This window comes from Corallococcus exiguus (genome assembly GCF_009909105.1).
Taxonomy (GTDB): domain Bacteria; phylum Myxococcota; class Myxococcia; order Myxococcales; family Myxococcaceae; genus Corallococcus; species Corallococcus exiguus.
In genome coordinates this window covers 248,107-270,642 of sequence record NZ_JAAAPK010000005.1, presented here as the reverse complement: position 1 = coordinate 270,642, position 22,536 = coordinate 248,107, and the positions used below count along the sequence as shown (strand labels likewise).

24 protein-coding genes are annotated in these 22,536 nt (G+C 70.6%); 11 read left to right on the top strand and 13 right to left on the bottom strand.

The features are described 5' to 3' along the window. The first annotated feature begins 133 nt into the window (after window positions 1-133). Window positions 134-1,585 (top strand): DNA/RNA non-specific endonuclease, encoded by a 1,452-nt coding sequence (locus GTZ93_RS21245; RefSeq protein ID WP_139919566.1) that lies wholly within the window; start codon window positions 134-136, stop codon window positions 1,583-1,585. A 47-nt stretch (window positions 1,586-1,632) separates the two neighbouring features. Here GTZ93_RS21245 and GTZ93_RS21240 read toward each other — a convergent pair whose 3' ends face one another. The 4 genes from GTZ93_RS21240 to GTZ93_RS21225 all read right to left on the bottom strand — a co-directional run bounded on the left by GTZ93_RS21240 (window position 1,633) and on the right by GTZ93_RS21225 (window position 3,964). After that, the gene (locus tag GTZ93_RS21240) at window positions 1,633-2,316 is read right to left on the bottom strand and encodes a RibD family protein (protein ID WP_139919565.1); all 684 of its coding nucleotides are present in this window, start codon (window positions 2,314-2,316) and stop codon (window positions 1,633-1,635) included. Between the two features lie 120 nt (window positions 2,317-2,436). Then, window positions 2,437-2,676 carry a hypothetical protein gene (locus tag GTZ93_RS21235; RefSeq protein WP_139919564.1) on the bottom strand — a complete coding sequence of 80 codons (240 nt, stop codon included), beginning with the start codon at window positions 2,674-2,676 and terminating at the stop codon, window positions 2,437-2,439. A gap of 78 nt (window positions 2,677-2,754) precedes the next feature. Next, window positions 2,755-3,243 (bottom strand): hypothetical protein, encoded by a 489-nt coding sequence (locus GTZ93_RS21230; RefSeq protein ID WP_139919563.1) that lies wholly within the window; start codon window positions 3,241-3,243, stop codon window positions 2,755-2,757. A 13-nt stretch (window positions 3,244-3,256) separates the two neighbouring features. Beyond that, entirely contained in the window at window positions 3,257-3,964 is a 708-nt protein-coding gene (locus GTZ93_RS21225) for an NIPSNAP family protein (protein ID WP_139919562.1), read from the bottom strand. 66 nt (window positions 3,965-4,030) lie between these two features. Between GTZ93_RS21225 and pdxR the strand changes: the two genes are divergently transcribed. The 4 genes from pdxR to GTZ93_RS21200 all read left to right on the top strand — a co-directional run bounded on the left by pdxR (window position 4,031) and on the right by GTZ93_RS21200 (window position 8,289). Further along, the gene (gene pdxR, locus GTZ93_RS21220; protein WP_139919561.1) at window positions 4,031-5,569 is read left to right on the top strand and encodes a MocR-like pyridoxine biosynthesis transcription factor PdxR; all 1,539 of its coding nucleotides are present in this window, start codon (window positions 4,031-4,033) and stop codon (window positions 5,567-5,569) included. Between the two features lie 197 nt (window positions 5,570-5,766). Continuing rightward, window positions 5,767-6,342, top strand: a complete 576-nt coding sequence (locus GTZ93_RS21210; RefSeq protein ID WP_139919560.1) for a hypothetical protein — start codon at window positions 5,767-5,769, stop codon at window positions 6,340-6,342. After that, entirely contained in the window at window positions 6,315-7,400 is a 1,086-nt protein-coding gene (locus GTZ93_RS21205) for an MBL fold metallo-hydrolase (protein ID WP_139919559.1), read from the top strand. Before GTZ93_RS21210 ends, GTZ93_RS21205 begins: the two co-directional genes overlap by 28 nt. Beyond that, window positions 7,387-8,289, top strand: coding sequence for a tetratricopeptide repeat protein (locus GTZ93_RS21200; protein WP_161662954.1), 903 nt, complete (start codon window positions 7,387-7,389; stop codon window positions 8,287-8,289). Before GTZ93_RS21205 ends, GTZ93_RS21200 begins: the two co-directional genes overlap by 14 nt. On the opposite strand, the gene GTZ93_RS21195 is transcribed toward GTZ93_RS21200, so the two are convergent. Genes GTZ93_RS21195 through GTZ93_RS21180 form a run of 4 tightly spaced genes read right to left on the bottom strand, consistent with a single transcriptional unit; the run spans window position 8,286 to window position 10,968 of the window. After that, window positions 8,286-8,876: a Uma2 family endonuclease gene (locus tag GTZ93_RS21195; protein ID WP_139919557.1), complete on the bottom strand. Its 591-nt coding sequence runs from the start codon at window positions 8,874-8,876 to the stop codon at window positions 8,286-8,288. The genes GTZ93_RS21200 and GTZ93_RS21195 overlap by 4 nt on opposite strands. A 52-nt stretch (window positions 8,877-8,928) precedes the next feature. Further along, complete coding sequence (locus tag GTZ93_RS21190) at window positions 8,929-9,510, bottom strand: Uma2 family endonuclease (protein ID WP_139919556.1); 582 nt, start codon at window positions 9,508-9,510, stop codon at window positions 8,929-8,931. 51 nt (window positions 9,511-9,561) lie between these two features. Continuing rightward, complete coding sequence (locus GTZ93_RS21185; RefSeq protein ID WP_120594459.1) at window positions 9,562-10,602, bottom strand: class I SAM-dependent methyltransferase; 1,041 nt, start codon at window positions 10,600-10,602, stop codon at window positions 9,562-9,564. Between the two features lie 33 nt (window positions 10,603-10,635). Continuing rightward, a complete protein-coding gene (locus GTZ93_RS21180) occupies window positions 10,636-10,968 on the bottom strand; it encodes an MXAN_6627.5 family MYXO-CTERM protein (protein WP_120594458.1) in 333 nt (110 codons plus the stop codon). Window positions 10,969-11,093: 125 nt separating this feature from the next. On the opposite strand from GTZ93_RS21180, the gene GTZ93_RS21175 reads away from it, so the two are divergent. Continuing rightward, window positions 11,094-12,416, top strand: a complete 1,323-nt coding sequence (locus tag GTZ93_RS21175; protein ID WP_120580085.1) for a response regulator — start codon at window positions 11,094-11,096, stop codon at window positions 12,414-12,416. A gap of 62 nt (window positions 12,417-12,478) precedes the next feature. Here GTZ93_RS21175 and GTZ93_RS21170 read toward each other — a convergent pair whose 3' ends face one another. After that, window positions 12,479-13,120: a hypothetical protein gene (locus GTZ93_RS21170; RefSeq protein ID WP_139919555.1), complete on the bottom strand. Its 642-nt coding sequence runs from the start codon at window positions 13,118-13,120 to the stop codon at window positions 12,479-12,481. 57 nt (window positions 13,121-13,177) lie between these two features. On the opposite strand from GTZ93_RS21170, the gene GTZ93_RS21165 reads away from it, so the two are divergent. The 4 genes from GTZ93_RS21165 (at window position 13,178) to GTZ93_RS21150 (ending at window position 15,648) form a co-directional block, all read left to right on the top strand. Further along, entirely contained in the window at window positions 13,178-13,681 is a 504-nt protein-coding gene (locus GTZ93_RS21165) for a hypothetical protein (protein ID WP_139919554.1), read from the top strand. A 57-nt stretch (window positions 13,682-13,738) separates the two neighbouring features. Next, window positions 13,739-14,386 (top strand): thioredoxin-dependent thiol peroxidase, encoded by a 648-nt coding sequence (gene bcp, locus GTZ93_RS21160; protein ID WP_139919553.1) that lies wholly within the window; start codon window positions 13,739-13,741, stop codon window positions 14,384-14,386. Window positions 14,387-14,615: 229 nt separating this feature from the next. Next, the gene (locus GTZ93_RS21155; protein ID WP_126933910.1) at window positions 14,616-15,137 is read left to right on the top strand and encodes a hypothetical protein; all 522 of its coding nucleotides are present in this window, start codon (window positions 14,616-14,618) and stop codon (window positions 15,135-15,137) included. 136 nt (window positions 15,138-15,273) lie between these two features. Continuing rightward, window positions 15,274-15,648, top strand: coding sequence for a hypothetical protein (locus tag GTZ93_RS21150; RefSeq protein WP_139919552.1), 375 nt, complete (start codon window positions 15,274-15,276; stop codon window positions 15,646-15,648). On the opposite strand, the gene nagZ is transcribed toward GTZ93_RS21150, so the two are convergent. From nagZ to GTZ93_RS21130, 4 genes are all read right to left on the bottom strand, one after another. After that, window positions 15,645-16,709, bottom strand: coding sequence for a beta-N-acetylhexosaminidase (gene nagZ / locus GTZ93_RS21145; RefSeq protein WP_167548300.1), 1,065 nt, complete (start codon window positions 16,707-16,709; stop codon window positions 15,645-15,647). The genes GTZ93_RS21150 and nagZ overlap by 4 nt on opposite strands. A gap of 136 nt (window positions 16,710-16,845) precedes the next feature. Beyond that, complete coding sequence (locus GTZ93_RS21140) at window positions 16,846-18,945, bottom strand: BatA domain-containing protein (protein WP_139919550.1); 2,100 nt, start codon at window positions 18,943-18,945, stop codon at window positions 16,846-16,848. Then, complete coding sequence (locus tag GTZ93_RS21135; protein WP_120580093.1) at window positions 18,942-19,823, bottom strand: DUF58 domain-containing protein; 882 nt, start codon at window positions 19,821-19,823, stop codon at window positions 18,942-18,944. Before GTZ93_RS21135 ends, GTZ93_RS21140 begins: the two co-directional genes overlap by 4 nt. Before the next feature lie 13 nt (window positions 19,824-19,836). Next, window positions 19,837-20,865, bottom strand: coding sequence for an AAA family ATPase (locus GTZ93_RS21130; protein ID WP_120561185.1), 1,029 nt, complete (start codon window positions 20,863-20,865; stop codon window positions 19,837-19,839). Window positions 20,866-21,243: 378 nt separating this feature from the next. Between GTZ93_RS21130 and GTZ93_RS21125 the strand changes: the two genes are divergently transcribed. Beyond that, window positions 21,244-22,524: a hypothetical protein gene (locus GTZ93_RS21125; RefSeq protein ID WP_161662953.1), complete on the top strand. Its 1,281-nt coding sequence runs from the start codon at window positions 21,244-21,246 to the stop codon at window positions 22,522-22,524. Window positions 22,525-22,536: the final 12 nt, after the last annotated feature.

Genomic DNA, 22,536 nt, shown 5'->3' with positions numbered 1-22,536 from the left:
GCCGGACCGAAAAACGCCCTGCCTGCTGAGAAAAAGGGCGGAGTGACGCAACCGGGTGCCGCGTCACTCCGACGATGAAGAACAGGGGCCCTCCCCGATCGTCACCCCCGCCGGCCCCGAGGACGTTCACCGCATGTCGCTGCGAATCCCGACGGGAGTCTCCACCCCGCGCCCCACGCCCGCGAACGCGGCTGTCCCCACCGCCGCGCCCGCGAACACCGCGGTGCCCGCTGGGGCGGATGCTCCCGTCAGCGCGCCCGCGTCGAATGTCGTGGCGCCCACCGGGGGCAGCTGGAAGCGCTCCGCCACCAAGGAGGTGGCCATCTCCGACCTCCAGCAGAAGTTCGGCTGGACGGACGAAAGCTGGCAGGGGCGCCTGCTGCACGCGGCGGACGAGGGCGTTGATGGAAGCCGGGCCTCGAACGGCCAGGTGTCCGCGGCGGAGCTGGAGTCGTATCTCTCCGCGCCCACGGACGCGCAGTTCCTCACGTCCACGGCCATCCAGCAGCAGCGCGCGGCGCTCGACGCGAAGCTTCAGGGGGGCGCGCAGTCCGCGAAGGTGGACAGCTTCGAAAGCCCCTGGCAGCAGTCCGTGGCGAAGCGCGCGGACCTCCTGGGCGGCAACGGCGACGGTGAGCTCTCCGCGGACGAGCTGACGGCCTACATCAACGCGTCCAAGGCGAACCAGGCCAAGGGCACGGGCACTGCCGCGAACACGCAGTGGGTGCCGGATCAGCAGATGGCCACCTTCCAGAGCCGCGTGGCGGAAGTGGCCGGCGAGGTGGATCCGCTCCAGGGCGTGGGCGGAAGCGGCGCGACGCCCGGCCTGAACCTGGTGAAGGAGTACTCGCGCACGCTCATGGACACGGACAAGAACGTGCCCACGTTCGTGAGCTACATGCTGTCAGCGGCGGACGTGAAGGAGACGCCCGCGGACGTCAGCCGGCTCAACAGCACCTTCGTGCGCGACCCGGAGCTGAAGCAGGGCGGCGTGGTGGACTCCGACTACAACAACACCGGTTTCGACCGGGGGCACATGAAGCCGGCCGAGGACTCGCCCACGCAGGCGGCGATGAACGAAAGCCACTACATGACCAACATCGCGCCCCAGCACGGCAACCACAACCAGCAGGTGTGGCGCACGCTGGAGCGCGGCGTGTCGGAGATGATCAAGGAGACCGGCGGCAAGGCCTACATCGTCACGGGCAACCTGTACCTGGACGACAAGGGCAAGCCGCTGCCGCCCGAGTCCCTCCAGACGACGGGCTCGAAGGCGGACCGGCAGATCGCGGTCCCCACGCACAACTTCAAGACGGTCCTCCTGGAGCTGCCCAACGGCAACCTGTCGATGTTCGCGTACATGGTGCCGAACGCGAAGGAAGGCCCGTCCAAGAAGGAGGACATCCTCCCGCTGCTCCAACAGTCGCGCGTGCCGGTGGACCAGATTGAAGGCCTGCTGGGCCAGGACCTCTACGCGCAGCTGCCCAAGAGCGTGCAGTCCAAGCTGGAGAACGACACGTCCGCCGCGGGCGTCTTCCAGCAGCAGAGCCTCTACGAGTCCGCCACGCTGCTGCGCGCTCCCTGAGCCTCTGTCGGGGGCCGCACGCGCTGGACAGAGGGAACAGGGAAGGCTCAGCGCCGCACGCGGTACCGGAGCCACACGATGCCGGAGTCGCGGCGCTCCACGTGGGTGAGTTCCAGCGCGGCGCCCGCGCCGGTGGAACCCTGGGGCCGGTCGAAGAGGGTCGGAGTGCCGGGCAGGCCGTCAGCGGTGGGGTGCACGAGGAGGCTCACCTCGTCGATGAGGCCCGCAGCGAGGAAGGAACCGTTGATGCCACCGCCGCCCTCCAGCAGCACGGTCTTGATGCCGAAGGTGTCTCCGAGCTTCTCCAGCACGCGGGCGAAGTCGATGTCCTGCTTGCCGCCGAAGACATAGGAGACACCGCGCTCACGCAGGTGGGCGAGGTGCGCGTCGGTGACGGACTCGGTGAGCACGACGACGAGGTGGTCGTCATCGATGGCGCCGGACTCCCAGTTCAGCTTGCCGTGGGCATCCAGGGCGATGGCATAGGACTCCGCGTCCTTGCGAGCGACGAAGTCCGTGCGGGGCAGAGGAGACGCGGGAGCGGGCTTGGGCACGTCCCCTTCCGCGGCGAAGTCCTCCATGGTGATGCGGCCGCACATCCATGCGTCCGCGTCGAAGGTGTCGGCGGTGCGCTCGTATTCACCGCGCATCGATGCCGGGTCGGGCCAGTGCTTGACGACGATGCGCCCGTCGATGGACGAGATCATGTGGCAGATGACATGGGGCTTCATCGGGTGACTCCGGAGCACGGCCCGCCTTCAGGTGGCGGGCGGCGGAGCGCGGATGGTTCCCGAGGCGCCACGGACTGTCGAACCGATTCCGCGCCGGTCCGTTCACAATCCCGCGAGCCGCTACTGCGTCGCGCCGGGAGCGTCGGAGACCTCGGCGGTGGAGGACTTCTTCGAAGGAGTGGACTCCTCCGTCTTCGGTGTCTCGAGGGGGGCGGGCTCCGCCGTGCCCACCCGGATGACTACGGGGCCGGATCCGCTGCTCTGGGGTGAGAACCGGCTCCCTGTGGGCGTCTGGCCGATTCCCACGTAGGCACAGCCAGCCAGTGTGGACAGCGAGACGGCGGCAATCAATCGGCGCATGAGACAACCCCCGGGACAGGATGGAACGCACGCGCATCCAAGCGGACGTCCTGGTGGGAAGTCCAGCCACGGTGGTGTTCAGCCGGCGGCCGTCGTCCGGGTGAAATCCATCACCCAGTTGGTCTCCCACGTCTCTCCGTCGAGGGAGAAGGCCTGCTCCCACCGGGCCCGGTCGTTGCCCAGGCGGGTCCAGTGGAACACGACCTGGACCGGTCGGCCTCCTTCGGTGTCCTCGCCGTAGAAGCGGCCGTGGTCGCCGGTGAAGCCTCCGTGCACGGGTGGCTGGAGCACCGCGTGGCGACTGTCGATCCAGTGGATGGACCAGCGGCGCTCCCGCGCGTCGAACAGGCGCAGGGCCATGCCGGAGAAGCCTCGCTCGAAGACGGTCTCCTCGACGTTGGACAGGCCGCCCAGGTGGGGCTGGCAGCGCATCCTGGACGTGAACACGTCCCAGTCATCGTTGCCTGTCAGTCGTTGCTTGAGCTTCCGGTTCACGCACGTCCATTCGCCCATGAGGAAGTCGAAGTCGTGCACGTCGCCCGTGGGCAAGGAGGGAAGGGGCTTCATGGTGCGGATCCTTTCAGCGCAGCTCGGAGCGTGCGGTGGGGGACAACGTCAGGTGTTCGGGCGGCGCGCTCAGCCACGGTTGAAGCGGCTCCGCCCAGCCCTTCGCCGCAGCTCTGCGTCGCGCATCCGGAAACACAGTGAGCCAGGCGAAGACGTGCTCACCCGTGCGCACGGGCAGGGGAGGGAAGGTGTTCTCCGCGGGCTCGGTCTGGAACAGGGCTTGCGGTGAGGCGCCCAACTCCGTGAGCACCGGACGCACGTGCTGTTCGAAGCAGGTCATGAGTGCTTCATCGGCGGGAGCCTTCAGGTAGCAGAGCGTCATTTCCACCCGGGAGTCCGGACGTGCGTCCGCGCCCGGTGGCGGTCGGGGCGTGCCTGGATGCTTGAGGCCCGTGTCTGGCCGCACCGGCCGCAGGAGGAGGACATTGTCGGAGTCCTGCATGGTCACGTTCGCGGCGTTGCGGTGCTCCTTCCACACCGGGCCGCCGTAGAACGCGCTCAGGGCCTCGCGCCGTGAAGCCATGTCGCGGAAGCCTCGAAGCCACACGAACCGGTCTGGACGGTCCTCGTCACGGAACTGACCGACGAGGTGCATGCCCGTGGCTTCCTGCGACTCGATGAAGGCCCGTTCGAAGAGCGAGATGAGGACGTCCCGCTGACCGGGATGCAGCGTGTACTGGCGCAGTTCGAGGACCGAGCAGCAGGGAGACGGAGACGGCATGGGGGCTTCTTGCCAGGGAACTGGTAGGGTCATGAAGACCACTTCCGCCAGAATCGGCCATACCAGTTGAAGACCTCCACCGGCGTCGCGTCATCGCTCCTTTTACGGCTCGATTCGCGGAGTCCCACGCCGCTCCATGAGCAGCTCTTCGAGGGCATCCGTGCGCGCATCCTCACGGGGGCGCTGGCACCCGGGCTGCGGCTTCCCTCTTCCCGTCAGCTCGCCACCGAGCTGGATGTGGCCCGCAGCACCGTCCTCCAGGCGGTGGATGCGCTCACGGCGGAGGGCTACCTCGTGGCCCAGGCGGGCTCCTGTACGCGCGTCGCACCCGAGCTGCCCATCCTCTCCGGAGACCGGAGCCGTGAACCCGGGCTCCCTGCTGCCGCACGTGTCTCAATCTCTGGGAGGGGGCCTCGGCTTGCTGCCTCCGCACGGGCGTTGAAGTCCACACCAGTCGGTGCTCCGCGCCTCGGGGCCGCGCCTCGCGCGTTCCGGCCGGGTGTGCCCGCGCTGGACCTGTTCCCCACCGCGCTCTGGGCTCGCACGGTGTCTCGCGTCCATGCTCGCGCGAGCACGGGGTTGCTCGACGGGGGTGACCCTTCGGGCCATGCGCCACTGCGCGAAGCCGTCGCCATCCATGTGTCCGTGTCGCGGGGCGTGCGCTGCTCCTCGGAGCAGGTCTTCATCACGGCGGGCACCCAGCAGGCCTTCGATGAGGTCCTCCGGCTCGCGCTGAATCCGGGTGACTCCGTCTGGGTGGAGAACCCTGGCTATCCCGGCGCCCGTCGCGCCGTGCTCTCCGCTGGAGGACGTCCGGTGCCCATCCCCGTGGATGGGGACGGACTCGACGTGGGCGAGGGCCTGGCTCGCGCGCCTCGGGCGCGGGTCGCGTTGGTGGCGCCTTCGCACCAATACCCGCTGGGCGTCACGCTGAGCCTGGCGCGGCGGATGGCGCTGCTCCAGTGGGCCGAACGCACCCGCTCGCTGATCATCGAGGACGATTACGACAGCGAGTTTCGCCACCGCGGCCGTCCCTTCACCGCGCTCCAGGGACTCGATGACGCCGGCTGCGTGGTCTACGTGGGCACGTTCAGCAAGTCGATGTTCCCTGGCCTGCGCCTGGGCTTCCTCGTCGTGCCGCCCTCGCTCGTGGACGTCTTCTCCGCCGCTCGCGCCGCTGCGCCCGCGCCCGCCTCCACGCTGGAGCAGGCCGCGCTCGCGTTGTTCCTCGCGGAAGGCCACTTCGCCCGTCACCTGCGCCGCATGCGCGCGGCCTATCGGGAGCGCGGCGAAGCCCTGCTCGAAGCCCTGCACGCCGACTGCTCGGGCGTCCTCATGCCCCGTCCCTGTGACACCGGCATGCAGGTGTGCGCATCCCTTGCCGTGCCGCTGTCCGACCTGTGCGTCCGCGATGAGTCCGCGCGCCTGGGCGTGGAGGTCGCGGCCCTGTCCGACTATTTCCTTGGCCGACGCCGCGAGTCCGGCCTCATCTTTGGCTTCGGCGGCGTGCGCCCGGACGCGCTCCGCGAAGGGACTCGCACGCTGGCCCGGGCACTCGAAGCCGCGCGCCTCCGTCCTCCCCAAATGAAAGGACGCACCCGATGAGCGACTCCCTCCCCGTGAAGCTGACCGTCACGCCCTGACCCACGAGATGGGCCCGGACGGCGAGAAGTGGAAGGACAGCACCCAGAAGGGGTGGTCCAAGATGCTGGCTGCGCTGGACTCGTGGCTGTACGAAGCCCCAGCCACCATCCAGTCGCGCTGACATCCCTTCCCGGGCGCGGGCCGTCTACGATGGCGCCATGACCTGGCGTTCCCTCCTCCTCTCGCTGGTGCTGCTGTCCGCATGCGGGCAGCGACGAAGCGACCCCGCGCGCGTGGCGGAGGACCTGATGCGCCCCGCGCCCCTGGGAGCCTTCGCCGCGGGCACGCCTCCCGTTTCCACGGAAGACTGCACGGTGCGCACGGCGAAGCAGTGCTTCGACCAGGCGCTCACACTGCTGGCCACGAACGCGCAAGGCCCGGAGCGGCTGCGCGCGGTGTCCCTGATGGGCAAGGCCTGTGACGGACAGGTGAAGGACGCCTGCTCCTGGCTGTCCAAGCACGTGAAGGAGCCCCGGCGCGTGCGCGGCGGCCCGCCGGACGACCCCGTGTTCCAGGAGGCCTTCGAGCACTGGCGCGAAGGCCGCAAGCACCACGTGCGCGTGACGTGCCGGCTGGTTCAGGGCGGCATGCCCCAGCAATGCGAGGTGCGGGAAGCGACGCTGCCCCCGGACCTGCTGGCGCAGGCGCTCACAAGCATCCAGGCTTCGCGCTACGCGCTGCCCACCCTCGACGGAGACCCCTTCGAATGCGACTGGACCATCGTCATCAAGTGACGCGGCTGTGGCCGGTGCTGGCCCTGTCGCTGTTCACCGGCTGCTTCGCCGGCACCGTGCACCGGGGTCCGGTGACGGACCACTTCAACGGCGAGTCGTTCCAGAACATCGGTGACGCGCCGAAGCTGTCCCCGCTCACGCTGATATCCGCCGTGATGGAGGAGCGGCGCGGCACCTGGCGCGACTACGCGGCGGAGCCCGCAGGCCCGAAGCCGCCGGAGCGCGTGGGCCCGGGAGCGCTGCGCGTGACGTTCATCAACCACGCCACGGTGCTGCTCCAGGCGGACGGGGTGAATGTGCTGACGGACCCCATCTATTCGGAGCGGGCGAGCCCCGTGTCCTTCGTGGGCCCCAAGCGCGTGCGGCCTCCGGGCATCCGCTTCGAGGACCTGCCGCCCATCGACGTCGTGGTGGTGAGCCACAACCACTACGACCACATGGACCTGCCCACGCTGCGGCAGCTGGAGGCCGCGCACCATCCGCTCTTCCTCGTGGGCCTGGGCAACCGCGAGCTGCTCGTGGACGAGGGCTTCCAGCACGTGGAGGAGCTGGACTGGTGGCAGTCCGCGAAGAGCGGTCCCCAGGCGTTGAAGGTGTGGGCGGTGCCCGCGCAGCACCGGTCGAACCGGGGGCTGACGGACCAGGAGGAGACGCTGTGGGCGGGCTACGTGCTGGAGACGTCCGGAGGCCCGGTGCTCTTCGCGGGTGACACGGGGCTGGGTCCGCACTTCGACCGCATCGCGGAGCGCTTCGGGCCCATGCGCCTGTCGGTGTTGCCCATCGGCGCGTTCCGTCCGCGCGTCCTGCATCCGGTGCACATGGGGCCGGAGGACGCGCTGAAGGCGCACCACGTGCTGCGCTCGGGCACGTCCGTGGCGATGCACTACGGCACCTTCCCCATGGCGTGGGATGGCCAGGACGAAGCGAAGTACCTGCTGTTGCGGCTCCTGCTGAAGGAGGAGGTGCGGCCGCGCTTCTGGGCGCTCGGCTTCGGCGAGGGCCGGGACGTGCCGCCGCTGGCGCCGGGGAATGACGGGCGTGCCGATGCCGGACGCTGACGGCGTGGTGCCGCCGGAGGTGGACGCGAAGGAGAAGATGGACCGGGCGCGCGCGTGCATCCGCGCGGGCGAGGTGGAAGAGGCGATTCCGCTCTGCGACGAGGTGTACCGGCGCTTCACGCTGTCGAAGGTACCGGCGCTCCAAGTCCAGGTGGCGCGGGCATTGGGGCACCGGGGCGTGGCCATCGCGGAGAAGGGGATGTTCCACGAGGCGCTGGTCCACTTCGACGAGGTGGAGCGCCGCTTCTGGAGCCCGCGCAAGCCGGAGCTCTGGGAGGGCGTCGCGTGGGGGATGTTGTACCGGGCCCGCGTGCTCCTGGAGATGGACCAGGAGGACATGAGCCGCAACTGGCTGGAGCGGATGCTGAGCCGCTTCAAGGCGTTCGCGCAGCGGTCCGACCTGCGCATCCCGGTGGAGATGGCGCGAACGGTGGTGGTCGCCACCCACAACCAGGGGCTGCGCTTCGAGGAAGCGCTGAGCCAGTCCGAGGCGCTCCTGAAGGAGTACGACGGAAACACCGAGCCGTTCCTGGTGGAGCAGACCGCGGTGGCGATGTTGGGGCGGGCCACCGCGCTCCAGGGGTTGGGGCACGTGGACGAAGCGCTGGAGGCGTTCGACGAAATCGACGTGCGCTACTGCGAGGACACGGACCCGAGGATGCGAGCCCTGGTGTCCACCGCGCTCATGGGCCGCGCCCTCGTGTTACTCCGGGAAGAGCTGCTCCCGGAGGCGCTGGGCGCGATTGACGCCATCCTGGAACACGCGGGCCCGAACCCGGGACGGCGTCTGATGGAGCCCGTGAACTTCGCGAAGTTCCACCGCGAAGTCGTCGAACGCGAGCTGCAACTCGAGCGCGAACGAGCCGCGCGCAGGCCGAAGCCGCGTTAGCCTGGAGGCGGAAGGGACTTCCAGAGCCAGCCCAGCCGCAGGTCCCGCTCCTCGAAGGGCGGGGCTCGGATGAGGTCATCGGACTCGCCGTAGACGCCCATCTCCAACCAGCGCCCGTCCCGCAGCTCGCTCACGGTGAGCGTGCGTGCGTCCAGATCCACGAACCACAGGTGTTTGATGCCGATGCGTGCGTAGAACGGCCGCTTGATGCGCGTGTCGTAGGCCCGCGTGGTCGGCGACAGGATTTCGCACGCCCAGTCGGGAACATCCGTCCACTGCCCCTTGGGAAAGGTGGGCACTCTTTCGCGCCGCCAGCCCGCGAGGTCCGGACTGAACTCCGGGGATCCGCCCACCCGGATGCCAGGCTCGGCCATGATCCACCAGCCGCCCGGCAGCTCCTCTCCACCCAGCTGGAATGCATCATCCAGCTCCCGGAAGAGCCTCAGCTCGAAATAGCCATGCGCGGCACGCGGCCGTGCCTGCGTATACAGCGTTCCATCGATGATCTCGCCCACCACGCCCTCGGGCAGGGCCTCGATGTCAGCGAAGGTCGCCGGACCTTCGAGTGGTTTCGCGCCATAGGCCATGCCCGAAGTGTGGAGTTAGCAGCGCGGTCTGACAAGCAGGCCGGGCGGGCGCTCAGGACGCTTCGGTCACCGGCCACCACTCACCGAGCCGCAGCTCGATGGCGTCGAACGGTGCTGCTCGGATGATGTCGTCCTCTCCGTACACGCCCATCTCCACCCAGCGCCCATCGTGCAGCTCGCTCACGGTGAGCGTGCGCACCTCCAGGTCGATGAACCACAGGTGCTGGACGCCGATGCGCGCGTAGAACGGACGCTTGATTCGCTGGTCATACGCCCGCGTGGACGGCGACAGGATTTCGCAGACCCAGTCTGGCGCGATCTTGCATCTTCCGCCGGGGAGCACGGGCACTCGCTCGCGCCGCCAGCCCGCGAGGTCCGGACTGAACTCCGGCGCCCCCTCCATCTGGATGCCTGGCTCCACCAACACCCACCAACCGCCCGGGCCATTCTGGCCGCGCTGGAAGGGGCCTCGCAGCCCTTCAATCAGCGCACCCACCAGGTCCATGTGCCCGGCCCGGGGCCGTGCATGCGTATACAGCGTCCCATCGATGATCTCGCCCACCACGCCCTCGGGCAGGGCCTCGATGTCAGCGAGGGTCGCCGGACCCCCGAGTGGTTTCGCGCCATAGGCCATGCCTGGAGTGTGGAGTTACCTCCACCGTCTGACAAGCCGGCGCCAGGACCGTCAGTCCGGCTGCGCGATGATCAACGTCTGCAATGGCAGATGCCGGATGGGCCGCGTGCTCTGTACCTTGAAACCCGCGTCATCCAGGAAGCCCTCGACCTCCGCGGGCGTGTAGGACGCTGCTCCCGACGTGAGGAAGTAGTGCAACCCGATGAGCGGCGCGGACGTGCCCTCGGTGTCCCGCTCCTCGCGCAGGTACTCCAGCACCGCCAGCGTGCCCCGGGACACCATGGCCCCGCGCACGCGCCGCAGGAGCGCCACGTTCTGCGCGGGCGTCAGGTGGTGCATCACCTGGAACAGCAGCGCGCCGTCATACGGCCCGCCCAGCTCCGCGGTCAGCACGTCCCCTTCCTTGTGCGTCACCCGGTGCGACAGCCCCGCCTGGGCGATGATGTCCCGCCCCACGCGCACGCTGCCCTCCAGGTCCACCACCGTGGCCTTCAGCCCCCGGTGCATCCGGCACAGCTCCGCCGCGTACCAGCCATGCGCGCCGCCCAGGTCCAACAGGTGCCTCGCGCCTCGGGGCAGGGGAATGGCCGACGCCACCTCCGGCGAGGCCAGCCGCGCCAGCTGGTACATGGCCTGGATGTAGTCGCGCCAACGCGGGTCGTCCGGAGCGAACTGGTGGATGTCCACCGACTGCCCGCTCTTCACCGCGTTCTCCAGCTGCCCCCACCAGTCCCACTGCGCGTAGTTGAACTCGAGGAACGCCGTGATGGCCTGCGGCGAGCGCGGGTCCAACCACCGCCGCGCCCGGGGCGCCAGCCGGAAGCGGCCCCGGCTCAGCTCCACCACCTCGCAGGCGATGAGCGCTTCCAGGAGCGCACGCATGCCCTCCGTGCTCGTCTTGAGCCGCGCCGCCAGCGCCTCCGCCGTCGCCGCGCCATCCGCCAGCGCCGCGTAGACGCCCAGCCGGGCCCCGGCCATCAGCGTCCGCGACGCCATCATCCCGAAGAAGGCGTGCGCCAGGGGCTGGGGCGCCAGGTTGAGGAAGTCCGCCACCCGCTCCAGGAGGTTGCTTGCCTTCAGGCCCAGCCGCATCGCGCGTCGCTCCTTGGAGTGGGGGCCTGCCGGCTACCGGCGGCGCCGCGAGCCTGCCACGGCCGCCACGCCCAGCACCATCAGCGCGGCCTGCGGGCCCAGCAGACAGCCCTGCGTCTCCGCCTGGCGGATGCCGGTGTACTTGCACTTGGTCGCCACGCAGCTGAAGCGCGGCGCGCAGTCGCTGGTGCTGCGGCAGTCCGTGGGCACGCGGCCGGTGTTGTCGTCCCCTTCCGGCGAGTTCGGATCGTCCGGCTGGCCCGCGTCCTGCTGCGGGCCCTCCTGGGCCAACGCCACCAGGGGGGAGAACAGGAGGAGTCCGGCCAGGAGCGCTGCCGGGTGGATGCGGGCGAGGAGGGAGGACATGAGGCGGGCGACACCCTAACGCCCCAGCGGGGCGCTTGCATCCATCGTCTGAAGCGGGCGGCCTTCCGGGGTTCCCTGGAAACGCTGGCCGCCCCGGCGTCCGAATCTGCTACGGTCCCCCCGCGATGGCGCCTCGAATCCTCGTCGTGGACGACAACCAGGAGCTCCTCTCCCTCCTCACGCAGCTGTTCGAGGACGCCGGGTATGAGGTGGTGGGCGCCAGCCGTGGCAAGCAGGCCATCGAGGCCGCCCGCGCCCAGCCCCCCGGCTGTGCTGTCTTGGACATCCTGTTGCCGGACATGATGGGCTACCACCTGGCCGACACGCTGCGGAAGGACAACCCCCAGCTGCCGTTGCTCTTCATCACCGGCGTCTTCAAGGGCGGCAAGCACGCCACCGAAGCGCGCCAGAAGTACCAGGCCGCCGGCTACTTCGAGAAACCCTTCGAGGCCCAGAAGCTGCTGGAAGCGGTGGCCAAGGTCCTGCCCGCGGAGAAGAAGGTCCCCGCCGCCTCCATGGCCGACGCCTTCGAGGTGGAGCTGGACATCGACGTGGAGGAGGAGGGCCCGCAGGACGCCATGGAGCTGACCGGCCGCATCAAGGTCACCGGCGGCGGCAACCTCACGGCCGAAATCCGCGGCGCCAACCTCACCGCCACGCCCATGCAGAAGGTGTCCACCACCCAGGTGCGGCCCCCCACGCCGGGCCGCCCGCCGGATCCGCTGCCGGTGGGCGCGGGCGCTCCGGGCAGCCGCCGGGGCGAGTTGAAGGACAACCTGCCCTCGCTGCTCACCGCCTTCTACCTGTCGCGCGAGACGGGCGAGCTGGGCGTGCAGCGCGGCAAGGTGAAGAAGGTCGTCTACTTCGAGAACGGCACCCCGGTGTTCGCGCTCTCCAACCTGCTGGCGGACCGCTTCGGGCAGTTCCTGGTGCGCGTGGGGAAGATCAAACCCGAGCAGCTCCAGGACGCATCCGCCGTCGCCGCGCAGAGCCACCGGCGCACCGGCGACGTGCTGGTGGAGCGCGCGCTGCTCAAGGACACGGAGCGGCTGTACTACGTGGGCCAGCAGGTGAAGGCCATCATCTACTCGCTCTTCTCCTGGGAGGAGGGCACGTACGTGATGAGCTTCAAGGAGAAGGCCTCCGCGGAGTCCATCAAGCTGGACGTGCACCCGGCGAACCTCATCGTCCGGGGCATCAAGAAGCTCTACAAGCCGGAGCGCCTGCGCCGCCTGCTCCAGCCAGAGGACCGGCTCATCCCCGCCGTCGCCCCTGCCTACGGTCTCAACGAGGTGGAGCTGGAGCGCTGGGAGGCGGAGCTGCTGCCGAAAATCGATGGCAACCGCGTGGTGGCGGAGCTGCTCGCGTTCGCCAACCGCCCGGAGCACGTCGTCTACGGCTTCCTGGTGTCGATGATGGCGCTGGGCATCCTGGACAAGCGCTCGTAGCGCTTCCGGTGCCTGGAAGCGGGCCTGGGTGCTTCAGGGCCCGCAGTGTGCCGTGCGGCGCTTCAGACGAGCCGCGAGCCGATCCAGAACAGGCCCAGCGCGCCGGAGCCCAGCGCCACGCCGCGCTGGATCCACAGGCTGATGCGCGCGTTGGCGCGCGACAGGCCTTCCGCGAACAACAGGCCCACCGCGCCCATGCCGATGAGGATGCCCAGCGCGAAGCCGGGCAGGTACGTCCACGCGGACAGGCTCATGCTGCCGCCCACCAGCAGCGGGGGCAGCGCGATGAGCAGCGACCGCACGCCGCTCACGGCCATGAAGGCGCCCGCGGCGGTGCTCACGGTGTGCACGTGCTCGTGCGGCTCGCGGTCGTGGCCGGGCAGGTGCGGGTGGCCGTGGTCCAGGCTGTGCGGGAAGATCAGGGCGGTGACGGCCAGCGCCACCAGCACCGCGCCGCCGAACACCTCCGCCCACCGCTCGAAGGTCTCCGACAGGCCCACGCCCGCGAAGAGGCACACCGCCGCGATGCCGCCCAGCATGGACGCGTGGCCCAGGGCGAAGCGCAGCGCCGTCATGATGGCGACACGGCGCCGACCGCCACCCAGGGTGCCGAGCGTGGCCATGGCGGCGCAGTGGTCCGGCCCCAGGGCGTGGAGCAGGCCTTGAGTCAGGCCGAGCAGGAAGGCGAGCAGGATGGGAGCCACGACGGCGCACCCTAGCCGTGGTTTAACCCTGTGGCCAGCAGGAGGACGTCCCACACCATGCGCATTGCCCATCCCCGAACTTCCGCCGCGCTGCTGCTCGCGGGTCTGCTCGCACTGTCGGGCTGCTCCACCGACCCCGGTCCGGAGCAGCTGAAGCAGGCCGAGGCGCGCTACCAGGAGTTGATCAACAAGAACCTCGGCGCCCAGGACCCGGCGTGGGCGGAGGTCGCCGCCCAGTTCGAGGCCGTCCCCAAGGACTCCAAGGTCCGTCCGGAGGCCGACAAGCGCCTGGCCGCGCTGAAGGCCGCCCAGGAGAAGATTCCACCGCGCCCCCTGGCCCGGCCCGGTGCGACGGGCAAGGGCGCCAGCGACGTGGAGGCCAAGCGCGCCGCGTGTGAGTCGCTCGCGAAGAAGATGGGCGAGGCCAACACGGACGCGACGCGCAGCGTGCTGCGCAAGGTGCTGGAGAGCTGCCAGGCGGAGTTGGTCCGGCTGGAGGCCCACGACCACCCGCCGGGCGAAGAGCTCCATGCGCCGGGCGAGGGCGAGGGCGCGCGCTGAAGTTCCTGGCGTGCGTGGAGTTGAGAAGCCCTCGGGGTCTGGGTATGGAGCCGACGCATGCCCATGCCCCAATCAGGTGACAAGGCCCCCGGCTTCTCGCTCCCCGACCAGAGCGGCGCCACCGTCTCCCTCTCGCAGTTCAAGGGACGGCACGTCGTCCTCTACTTCTATCCGAAGGACGCGACCCCCGGCTGCACCACGGAGGCGTGCGACTTTCGCGACGAGCACTCCGCGCTGGTGAAAGCCGGAGCGGTGGTGCTGGGCGTGTCGCCGGACAGCGTCGCGTCCCACCAGAAGTTCGCCACGAAACAGGGGCTGCCGTTCTCGCTCCTGGCGGATCCGGACCACGCGCTGGCGGACGCGTACGGCGTGTGGGGGGAGAAGTCCCTCTATGGCCGCAAGTTCATGGGCCTCATCCGCGCGACCTTCCTCATTGGTCCGGACGCCAAGGTCGTCCGCGTGTGGCCCAAGGTGAAGGTGGCCGGGCACGTCGCGGAGGTCCTGGCCACGCTCCAGGGCGGGTCGTCCTCCGACGCGGCTCCGGCCCCGAAAGCTCCGGCGAAGGCTCCGGTGAAGGCTGCTGCGGCGAAGAAGGCTCCTGCGGCGAAGAAGGCTCCGGCGGAGGCGAAGCCGGCGACTGTCAAGAAACCGGCGGCGAAGAAGGCCCCGGCGGCGAAGACGGCCCGGAAGGGCGCGCGCGCCTGAAGCGGGGCGGGCGCCGGTGCACTCCTGGCGGGACAGGGAGACCGGGACCGTGTATGCCTGCGCCCGTGGCTGGCTCCTCTCCTTCCGGGCGGGGCTGGCCGTTCACGATGAAGCCCTGACGGCCCTTGGGCCGGACAGCGGGCGGCCGGCAGGGCCTGCCCTCGGGTGGATGCCCGGTGGTAGGCGAGGTCGGCATGACCATTCCTCGGGGATGGCGGAGACGACGAACATGCGCGAGCGAGGCATTCAGCGGTGGATGGGAGCGGCGGCGCTGACGGCGGGCGTGCTCTTGGGCACGGCCTGTGGCGGGCTGCCGGAGACGGGCGGCAAGCAGCCGGATGAGCCGCGGGGCAATGCCTTCGCGCAGCGTGGGACGCAGCCGGAGGCCGTCTACAACGTGGCCGAGCAGCAGGGGCACGAGAACCCCGCCGACGCGCACCACGGTGACGCGGCCGCGAAGCTGCCCGCCCACGTGCTGACGGTGGACCGGGGCTACAACTCCACCATCGAGAAGATCGGCTCCAGCATCGACCCGCGCACGCCGGCGAAGTCGGGCAAGTCCGACAACTCCAAGTGGGACGACGCGGGCGGCATGATGGCGCACCGCTATGGCCTGTTCGGCGGGGCGACCTACTCGCCCGCGGCCGAAGGACTGGGCGGCTGGCACGTCTCCACCGCGAACGAGCCCACGCGCGGCTTCGAGGCGCCGTACTCCTACGTCAGCCCGCCCGTCTACCTGCACGACCGGTAGTTGGACGGAAGTCCAGGGGCGCCCGCAGGCCAGCGTGCCAACGGGCGTCCGGACCCCAGCCCCGCCACTCCCGGTGGGGCGCTGGGGTGGTCACTCCTTCTGTCGAGGCCGTGATGGCTTCCGGGAGGAGCAGGCCATGCACTCAAGAACGCTTCATCACTGGACGCTGGTGGCGGTGTGCGCCGCGACGGCCGCGCTGGTCGGCCCCGGCTGCAACCGTGACAAGCCCACGATGCCGCGCGCGGGGAGTCGCTACGAAGGCGTCGCCAACACGCAGCAGCCCGCGCCGCCGGGAACGGGCGGCTCGGGCGCGAGCACGTCCACGAACGCGAAGGCGACCGCGCCGGAACCGGCCGGCACCGGAGCCCACATGGGCCAGCAGAACCAGATTGGCGCCCCCGGCTTCAGCACGCCCCAGGAGCCGGTGCCCGGAGACCGGGGCGGGGCGGACCGCTTCCAGGGACCCATGGGGGAGGGCTCCGAGCTGGGCTCCAGGAGGGCCACCCACTAACGCGACGCGAGCATGACCTCCGTGGGGTCCTTGCCGATGAAGGCACTGGCGAGGCCCTGCGCCAGCGAGCGGTGCTCCGCATCGCCCAGCGTGGCGAGCCGGTCCTCGGCGGGGTGCGCGAAGCGGGCGGCGAGCGCGTCCAGGCGCCGGTGCGCTTCGGTGATGCGCTCGCGCGGGACGCGGCCGGACTCCACCGCCTTCACCAGCGCTTCGATGGCGGTGCGCTGCACGTCCGCCTGGTGGCACACGAGGAACAGGTCCACGCCCGCGAGCGTGCCCTGCACCGCGGCCTCCGCCACGGAGTAGTGGTCCGCGATGGCCTTCATCTCCAGGTCGTCGCTGACGACCACGCCGTCGAAGCCCAGTTCCTTGCGAAGCAGGTCGTGCAGCGCGCGGTGGCTCATGGTCGCCGGGACGCCCTGCTCCAGCGCGTCGAACAGCACGTGCGCCGTCATCAGCGACGCGAGCCCCGCCTTCGCGAAGGCCTGGAACGGCACCAGCTCCACGCGGCGCAGGCGCTCCAGGTCGTGCGGCAGCTTCGGCAGCGTGAGGTGGCTGTCCGTCGTCGTGTCGCCGTGGCCGGGGAAGTGCTTCCCGCAGGACGCCACGCCACCGGCCTCCAGGCCCTTCGCGAGCGCCACGCCCAGCCGGCCCACCTCCACCGGGTCGCGGCTGAAGCTGCGGTCGCCAATCACGGGGTTGGCCGGGTTGGTGTCCACGTCGAGCACGGGCGCGAAGTCCCAGTCGAAGCCCACGGCGCGCAGCTCGTGTGCGAGCAGCCGGCCCACGCGCTCGGCCAGGGCCTCGTCGCCGCGCTGTCCCAGCTCACGCATGGGAGGCAGGGCGGTGAAGGGCTCACCGCGAAGGCGCGCCACCCGGCCGCCCTCCTGGTCCACGGAGAGGATGAAGGGCCGGCCCGCGCGCGTCTTGATGTCACGGCACAGCGCCGCGGTCTCCTCCGCGGTGCCCACGTTGCGCTTGAAGAGGATGGCGCCGTAGATGCCGTCGTCCATCAGCGCCGCGAGGTCGGCGTCGATGCGGGTGCCAGGGAAGCCCACCATGAAGAGGCGGGCGCAGTCGCGATAGAGGGCGGAAGCAGGGCTCACGGCCGCGCAGTGTGGCAGAGCCCGACGCCCGTGGGGCAGTGGATGCGCACACCGAGCGTCGGCTGCCTGTCAAGGCGCGGAGCGGCCGGGGCTACTTCCGGAGCAGGGTGCCCTCGAAGAAGAACGCCAGGCACGCGGCCAGGATGAGCCACGTCCACAGCGGCACCGCGGGCTTGTCCGCGTCCCCCGTGGAGGCCTTCACCGTGTCCTCGCCGAAGTAGGCCGTCAGCGTGTCCTGCGGCACGCGCGTCAGGTCGCTCTCCGCCGGGTCCAGCGTAGCGGCGAAGTCCAGCGCGGCCACGGGCTTCCCGTCCGAGCCCAGCACCGCGTGCACACCCGGCTCCACCGTGGGCCCCGCCACGAACGAACCGTCCGGCTGCGCCTTCACCGGCAACTCGCTGCCGTCCGGCGCGCGCACGCCCGCCACCTTCTGCGTGCCCTCCGGGCGCAGCGTCACGGTCTCGCCCACGCGCACTCGCACCTCCTCGCGCTCCTCCAGTGAGCCCGTGAGGTACGCGGCGAAGCGCTGCATCAGCGGCAGGAAGCTCGTGCGGATGGCGAAGTCGCTCCAGTCGCGGTCCACCGTGCTGGTGAACAGCGCCACGCGCCCCTTGCCCCGGCGCGCCACCGCCACCGCGGGCGCTCCGTCCTCGTACGTGGCCAGCACCTGGCTGGTGCCCGGCGCGGACGGGCTGTCCGCCTCCAGCAGCATGTACTTGTAGAAGCGCGCCCCGATGAGCCCCTCCTCCGCGCGGCCCGTGAAGGGCGCGAACAGTGGATGGTCCACCTTCACCTGCGCCAGCTTCGCAGTCTTCGTCTCCGCGTCCGGGTCCTCGCGCTCGGCGCTCGTGCGCACCAGGCGCAGGGGGCGCGGTAGAAGCGTGCCCAGCCGCTGGTTGTACGCCTCCGGGTTCACGTGGTCGCCCACGCTCACGAAGAGGCCGCCGCCGTTCTCCACGAAGGCCGTCAGCTTCTGGGCTTCCTCCGCCGACGGCGCCGTCGTGTTGAGCAGCAGCACCAGGTCATACGCGCTGAAGTCCTCGCGCAGCCCCACCTCCGCGTCGCGCACCGCCACGTCCACCGGCGAACCCGGCGACGTGAGCGCCGCTTCCACGAAGAAGGCCTCGTCCCGGTAGCGCGTCGCGTGCGGCGAGCCGTTCACCACCAGCGCCTTCAATCCGCGCGGCACCGGCAGCACGAAGGACCGCCGGTCATCCTCCGCCAGCGAGTCCGGCGCGAGCGTCACCTGGCCCACCACCGTGCCGCCCTGCGGGAAGCGCACCGTCAGCGTCTTCTGCGTCGTGCCGCCCGCGGGCACGTCCACGAAGCCCTTGGCCAGCGTGGACTCGCCCACGCGCACCGCGGCCTCCAGGTCCTTGGCCGCCTTCGCGCCGAAGTTCCGCACCGTGAAGGTGAACTGGTACGCGCGCGGTCCCGCCTGCAGCGCGGGCTCCACCCGCAGGTCCACCAGCGCGTGGTTGTCCAGCGACTCGCGCCCGGACGCCACGTCGCGCAGCACGACCTCCGGCTTCACCATGGCGCCCGTGGGCCCCTTCACCGTGGGCGGCGGCGCTTCCAGCCGGAAGCCGGACACCGTCATGTCGGAGACCACCACCAGGCGCTTGCCCGGCATCGGGTTCTCCTCCAGCGACCGCGCGGCCATGTCCAGACAGCGCGACAGGTCCGCCGTGCCGTAGGTGGGCTTCGCCTCGTCCACCAGCGCGCGCAGCCGTGCCCGGTCGAAGCCCGGCGGCTGGGGCGCTTCCGGCGACGCCGTGCACACCATCACCGTCGCGGGCTCCTCCGGCAGCAGGTCCTTGAGCGCGTCGCGCGCCTCGTCGCGGCCCTTCTCGAAGTTCGACGTGCCGTCCGACCAGCGCATGGACAGCGATGCGTCCAGGATGACCGCCGTGGCCGCAGGGCCGCGCGTCACCGTGGCCGCCTGCGCGTCGCGGGTGAGCTCCGGCCGAGCCAGCGCGATGGGAATCGCCAGCAGGATGAGCGTGCGCAGCGCGTACAGGAGCAACCGCTTCAGCTTGAGCCGGCTCGCCGTGCGCTTCTGGCTGCGCAGCACGAACGCGAGCGGCCCGAACGGATGCGCCCTCGGCCGGCGCCGGTCGAACAGGTGCACCAGCACGGGGATGAGCGCACCCAGCGCGCCCAACAGGAACCACGGGTTGCCGAACGTCACCGGCGCCTCCCTCGGCGTCCCAGGAAGCGCAGCAGCACCTCATCCAGCCGCTCGTCGGTGCGTACCAATTCGTAGTCCACGTCGGCTTCAGCGCACTTCGCCTTCACGTCCGCGAGGAACGCGCCGAACTCCTCCAGGTAGCTCTGCTTGATTTCACGCGGGTTCACCTCGATGCGGCCCTCGCCCTCCATGTCCAGGAAGAGCGTGGGGTCGTCGAAGGGGAACGTCAGCTCCGCCGGGTCCACCAGGTGGAACACCGCCACGTCGTTCTTGCGCTGCCGCAGGGCCAGGATGCGCTTGAGCGCCTCCTGCCGTTCATCCAGCAGGTCCGACAGCACGATGACCGTGGAGCGCCGGGGCAGCACCTCCGCGAGGTGATCCGCCGCGCTGCCCAGGTCCGTGGGGCCCTTGGCCTCCGTGTGCTCCAGCGCGTCCAGCAGCACGTTGAGGTGTCCGGCGGAGGCGCGGGGCGGCACGTCCTTGAACGCGCCGCCCACCATGACGGCCAGGCCCGCCGCGTCCTGCTGGCGCACGAGCAGGTAGCTGAGCGCGCCCGCGAGCGTCTTGGCCACCTCCAGCTTGGACATGGCGCCGCTCTGGTAGCCCATGGACGCGGACGCATCCACGACCATCACCGAGCGCAGGTTCGTCTCGTGCTCGAAGCGCTTGACGTAGTACTTGTCGAACTTGCCGTAGGCCTTCCAGTCCAGGTGGCGCAGCTCGTCGCCGGGGGCGTACTCCTTGTGTTCGGCGAACTCCACGCTCTGGCCCTGATGGGGGCTCTTGTGGAGGCCGGACAGCACGCCCTCCATCACGGCGCGGGCGCGCAGCTTCACGCCCTGGAGGCGGGACAGCGTCTGGGCGTCGAGCAGCGACATGGGGTGGAAGCGCCTAGCCCTTCACCACCGTGAGGAGCTGGTCGATGAGCTTCACGGACGTGATGCCTTCGCTCTCCGCGGTGAAGTTGGGGAGCACGCGGTGGCGCAGCACGGGCCTCGCCAGCGCCCGCACGTCCTCCACCGTGGCCACGAAGCGGCCGTTGAGGATGGCGCGCGCCTTGGCCGCGAGCACCAGGTACTGGCTCGCGCGAGGGCCCGCGCCCCAGGACACGTTCTTCGCCACGAAGTCCGGCGCGCCCGCTTCCTTGGGACGCGTGTGGCGCACCAGCTCCACCGCGTAGCGCACCACGTGGTCCGGCACCGGCACGCGGCGCACCAGCTCCTGGAGGGCGAGGATGCGCTCGGGGGACAGAATCTTCTCCAGCTTCGGAGGCGCGCCCGCGGTGGTGCTCTTGACGATCTGCACCTCCTCTTCCGCGGTGGGGTAGCCCACGTCCACCAGGAACATGAAGCGGTCCAGCTGCGCTTCGGGGAGGGGATAGGTGCCCTCCTGCTCGATGGGGTTCTGCGTCGCGAAGACGAGGAAGGGCAGCTCCAGCGGGTACGTGCGGCCGCCGGCGGTGATGCGGTACTCCTGCATGGCCTGGAGGAGCGCGGCCTGCGTCTTGGGCGGCGTGCGGTTCACCTCGTCCGCGAGGATGATGTTCGCGAACAGAGGCCCCTGCATGAAGCGGAACGACCGGCGGCCCGTGGTCTTGTCCTCTTCCAGGATGTCCGTGCCCGTGATGTCCGACGGCATCAGGTCCGGCGTGAACTGGATGCGGTTGAAGGACAGGTTGAGCACGTCCGCCAGCGTGGAGATGAGCAGCGTCTTCGCCAGGCCCGGCACGCCCACGAAGAGGCAGTGGCCGCGGCTGAAGAGCGAAATCAGCAGGTGCTCCACCACGTCCCGCTGGCCGACGACGCGCTTTTCAATCTGCTCGACGATGGCGTTGCGGGCCTGGGCAAGCTCCTCGACGGCGCGCAGGTCCTCGGGGGTGGCGTCGGACGGGGGGAGAGGGGCGGGGGCGGCGCTTTCCATGGAAGGGTTCTCTTAATCGGCGCGGAGGGGGCGGACCAACGGTTTCCGTCGCCCTGGGGCCCCGAGCGTGGGGTGCCAACCGTTCCAGGGGGCCGGTATTCCGCCAGGAATGGCTACGGGTCCGCCCGGCCCCGCGCCTGGCCCCCCGTTCGCCCCCCGGCCTGTTTCAAGTCCCCCCGGGGAGGGGGGAATGCCGTTCCGTGGACACACTGCTTACGTTCCCAAGGCACCTGCGATTCAGCAGGGCAGGCATGGGAGCACGGCATGCGTTCAGCACGGCGAGTCATCTGGGGCGGGTGGGCACTTCTGGGCGCGGGACTCCTCGGGCTGGGAAGCACTGCGTGTGGCGGTGGTGCTCCGGCGGACGAAACTGGGGATGTGACTGGCGGTACGGAAGCCCAGGGAACCGTCCCCGCGCCGGCCCCGGAGACGGCTGCTCCCTCGCCCGGAACCCAGGCACCCACGCAGGCGCCCTCCGCCGAGACTCCGGCGCCCGCGGCCCCGGCGGCGAGCCCCTGGTCGCTCAAGCAGGGCGGCCCGCAGGACGACACGGGCGCGGGGCTGGCGGTGGGGCGGGGCGGGGATGTGCTGTGGGTGACGTCCGGCACGCCGCGCTCGGATGAGGACCGGGACCAGGTGGACGGGGAGCGGCTGGTGCTGACGCTGTCCCGCTATTCGGCGGATGGGACGAAGCAGTGGGCGAAGGAGTTCGAGCGCAACCGCCTGTCGGACCTGCGCGTGGCGGGCTCCACGGGCACTGACGGCGCGGTGTTCCTGTCCGGCAACGCGTTCCTGTACTCGGCGGACTTCGGGCTGGGCGAGGCGCAGGACGGCTTCCTGGTGAAGTTCACGCAGGCCGGCGAGCCCGAGTGGCAGCGCCGCGTGGGCCAGAAGGTCTACGCGGTGGCGGCGGACGCGGCGGGCGGGGTCGTGGCCCTGGGCGAGGAGTGGACGACGGAGGCCCACACGCCCCAGCTGGTGCGCTACGCGGCGGACGGCACGGCGAGCTGGACGAAGACGTTCGACGGCGCGAGGGAGGGCACGCTGCTGTCGGCGGTGGCGCTGTCGGGGACGGGCACGTCGGTGGTGGCCGGACGGCTGGTGGGCCCAGTGACGGTGGACGGGCGCACGTTCGACGCGCGGGGTACGGGCGGCTTCGTGGTGCTGGCGTTCGGCGCGGATGGCGCGCTGGCGTGGGGCCGCGAGGTGCCGGGAGTGAACGGCCGCGTGGGCTCCGTGTCGGTGGGCGCGGACGGCACGGTGGCGGTGGCCGGCGAGGCGGTGGGCCTGCTGGTGTGGAACGGCGTGACGCTGGATGAGGGCGGCCCGTTCGTGCTGACGGCGACGGCGGACGGGCAGGAGCGCTGGGTGAAGCAGCCCACGTGCGGCGCGACGTCGGTGGGCACGGTGGCGGCGGTGGAGCCCGCGGGCCCGGTGGCCACGGCGTGCGGCAACACGGTGACGCGCTACGCGGCGGATGGCGCGTTGCTGGGGACGAAGTCGCTGGCGCCGGAGGCGTGCGAGAGCGGCACGTGCTCGCTGGCGACGACCACGTTGGTGGCGGCGCCGGAGTCCGGGCTGGTGGTGTCCGGCTGGCAGCGCGACGGCGCGGGCGACTCGTGGAACCAGGATGCGTTCCTGCGGCTCGTGACGCCCTGAACCTGACGGAGC

Excerpts from the sequence above, each read along its gene's own strand:
- GTZ93_RS21230 (WP_139919563.1), bottom strand. The coding sequence starts at position 3,243 with ATGAAGCCCCTTCCCTCCTTGCCCACGGGCGACGTGCACGACTTCGAC.
- GTZ93_RS21185 (WP_120594459.1), bottom strand. The coding sequence starts at position 10,602 with ATGCGGCTGGGCCTGAAGGCAAGCAACCTCCTGGAGCGGGTGGCGGAC.
- GTZ93_RS21200 (WP_161662954.1), top strand. The coding sequence starts at position 7,387 with ATGCCGGACGCTGACGGCGTGGTGCCGCCGGAGGTGGACGCGAAGGAG.
- GTZ93_RS21165 (WP_139919554.1), top strand. The coding sequence starts at position 13,178 with ATGCGCATTGCCCATCCCCGAACTTCCGCCGCGCTGCTGCTCGCGGGT.
- GTZ93_RS21175 (WP_120580085.1), top strand. The coding sequence starts at position 11,094 with ATGGCGCCTCGAATCCTCGTCGTGGACGACAACCAGGAGCTCCTCTCC.
- GTZ93_RS21180 (WP_120594458.1), bottom strand. The coding sequence starts at position 10,968 with ATGTCCTCCCTCCTCGCCCGCATCCACCCGGCAGCGCTCCTGGCCGGA.
- GTZ93_RS21135 (WP_120580093.1), bottom strand. The coding sequence starts at position 19,823 with ATGTCGCTGCTCGACGCCCAGACGCTGTCCCGCCTCCAGGGCGTGAAG.
- GTZ93_RS21240 (WP_139919565.1), bottom strand. The coding sequence starts at position 2,316 with ATGAAGCCCCATGTCATCTGCCACATGATCTCGTCCATCGACGGGCGC.
- GTZ93_RS21205 (WP_139919559.1), top strand. The coding sequence starts at position 6,315 with ATGCGACTGGACCATCGTCATCAAGTGACGCGGCTGTGGCCGGTGCTG.
- bcp (WP_139919553.1), top strand. The coding sequence starts at position 13,739 with ATGCCCATGCCCCAATCAGGTGACAAGGCCCCCGGCTTCTCGCTCCCC.
- GTZ93_RS21195 (WP_139919557.1), bottom strand. The coding sequence starts at position 8,876 with ATGGCCTATGGCGCGAAACCACTCGAAGGTCCGGCGACCTTCGCTGAC.
- nagZ (WP_167548300.1), bottom strand. The coding sequence starts at position 16,709 with ATGGTGGGCTTCCCTGGCACCCGCATCGACGCCGACCTCGCGGCGCTG.
- GTZ93_RS21210 (WP_139919560.1), top strand. The coding sequence starts at position 5,767 with ATGACCTGGCGTTCCCTCCTCCTCTCGCTGGTGCTGCTGTCCGCATGC.
- GTZ93_RS21155 (WP_126933910.1), top strand. The coding sequence starts at position 14,616 with ATGCGCGAGCGAGGCATTCAGCGGTGGATGGGAGCGGCGGCGCTGACG.
- GTZ93_RS21130 (WP_120561185.1), bottom strand. The coding sequence starts at position 20,865 with ATGGAAAGCGCCGCCCCCGCCCCTCTCCCCCCGTCCGACGCCACCCCC.
- GTZ93_RS21225 (WP_139919562.1), bottom strand. The coding sequence starts at position 3,964 with ATGCCGTCTCCGTCTCCCTGCTGCTCGGTCCTCGAACTGCGCCAGTAC.
- GTZ93_RS21150 (WP_139919552.1), top strand. The coding sequence starts at position 15,274 with ATGCACTCAAGAACGCTTCATCACTGGACGCTGGTGGCGGTGTGCGCC.
- GTZ93_RS21245 (WP_139919566.1), top strand. The coding sequence starts at position 134 with ATGTCGCTGCGAATCCCGACGGGAGTCTCCACCCCGCGCCCCACGCCC.
- GTZ93_RS21235 (WP_139919564.1), bottom strand. The coding sequence starts at position 2,676 with ATGCGCCGATTGATTGCCGCCGTCTCGCTGTCCACACTGGCTGGCTGT.
- GTZ93_RS21190 (WP_139919556.1), bottom strand. The coding sequence starts at position 9,510 with ATGGCCTATGGCGCGAAACCACTCGGGGGTCCGGCGACCCTCGCTGAC.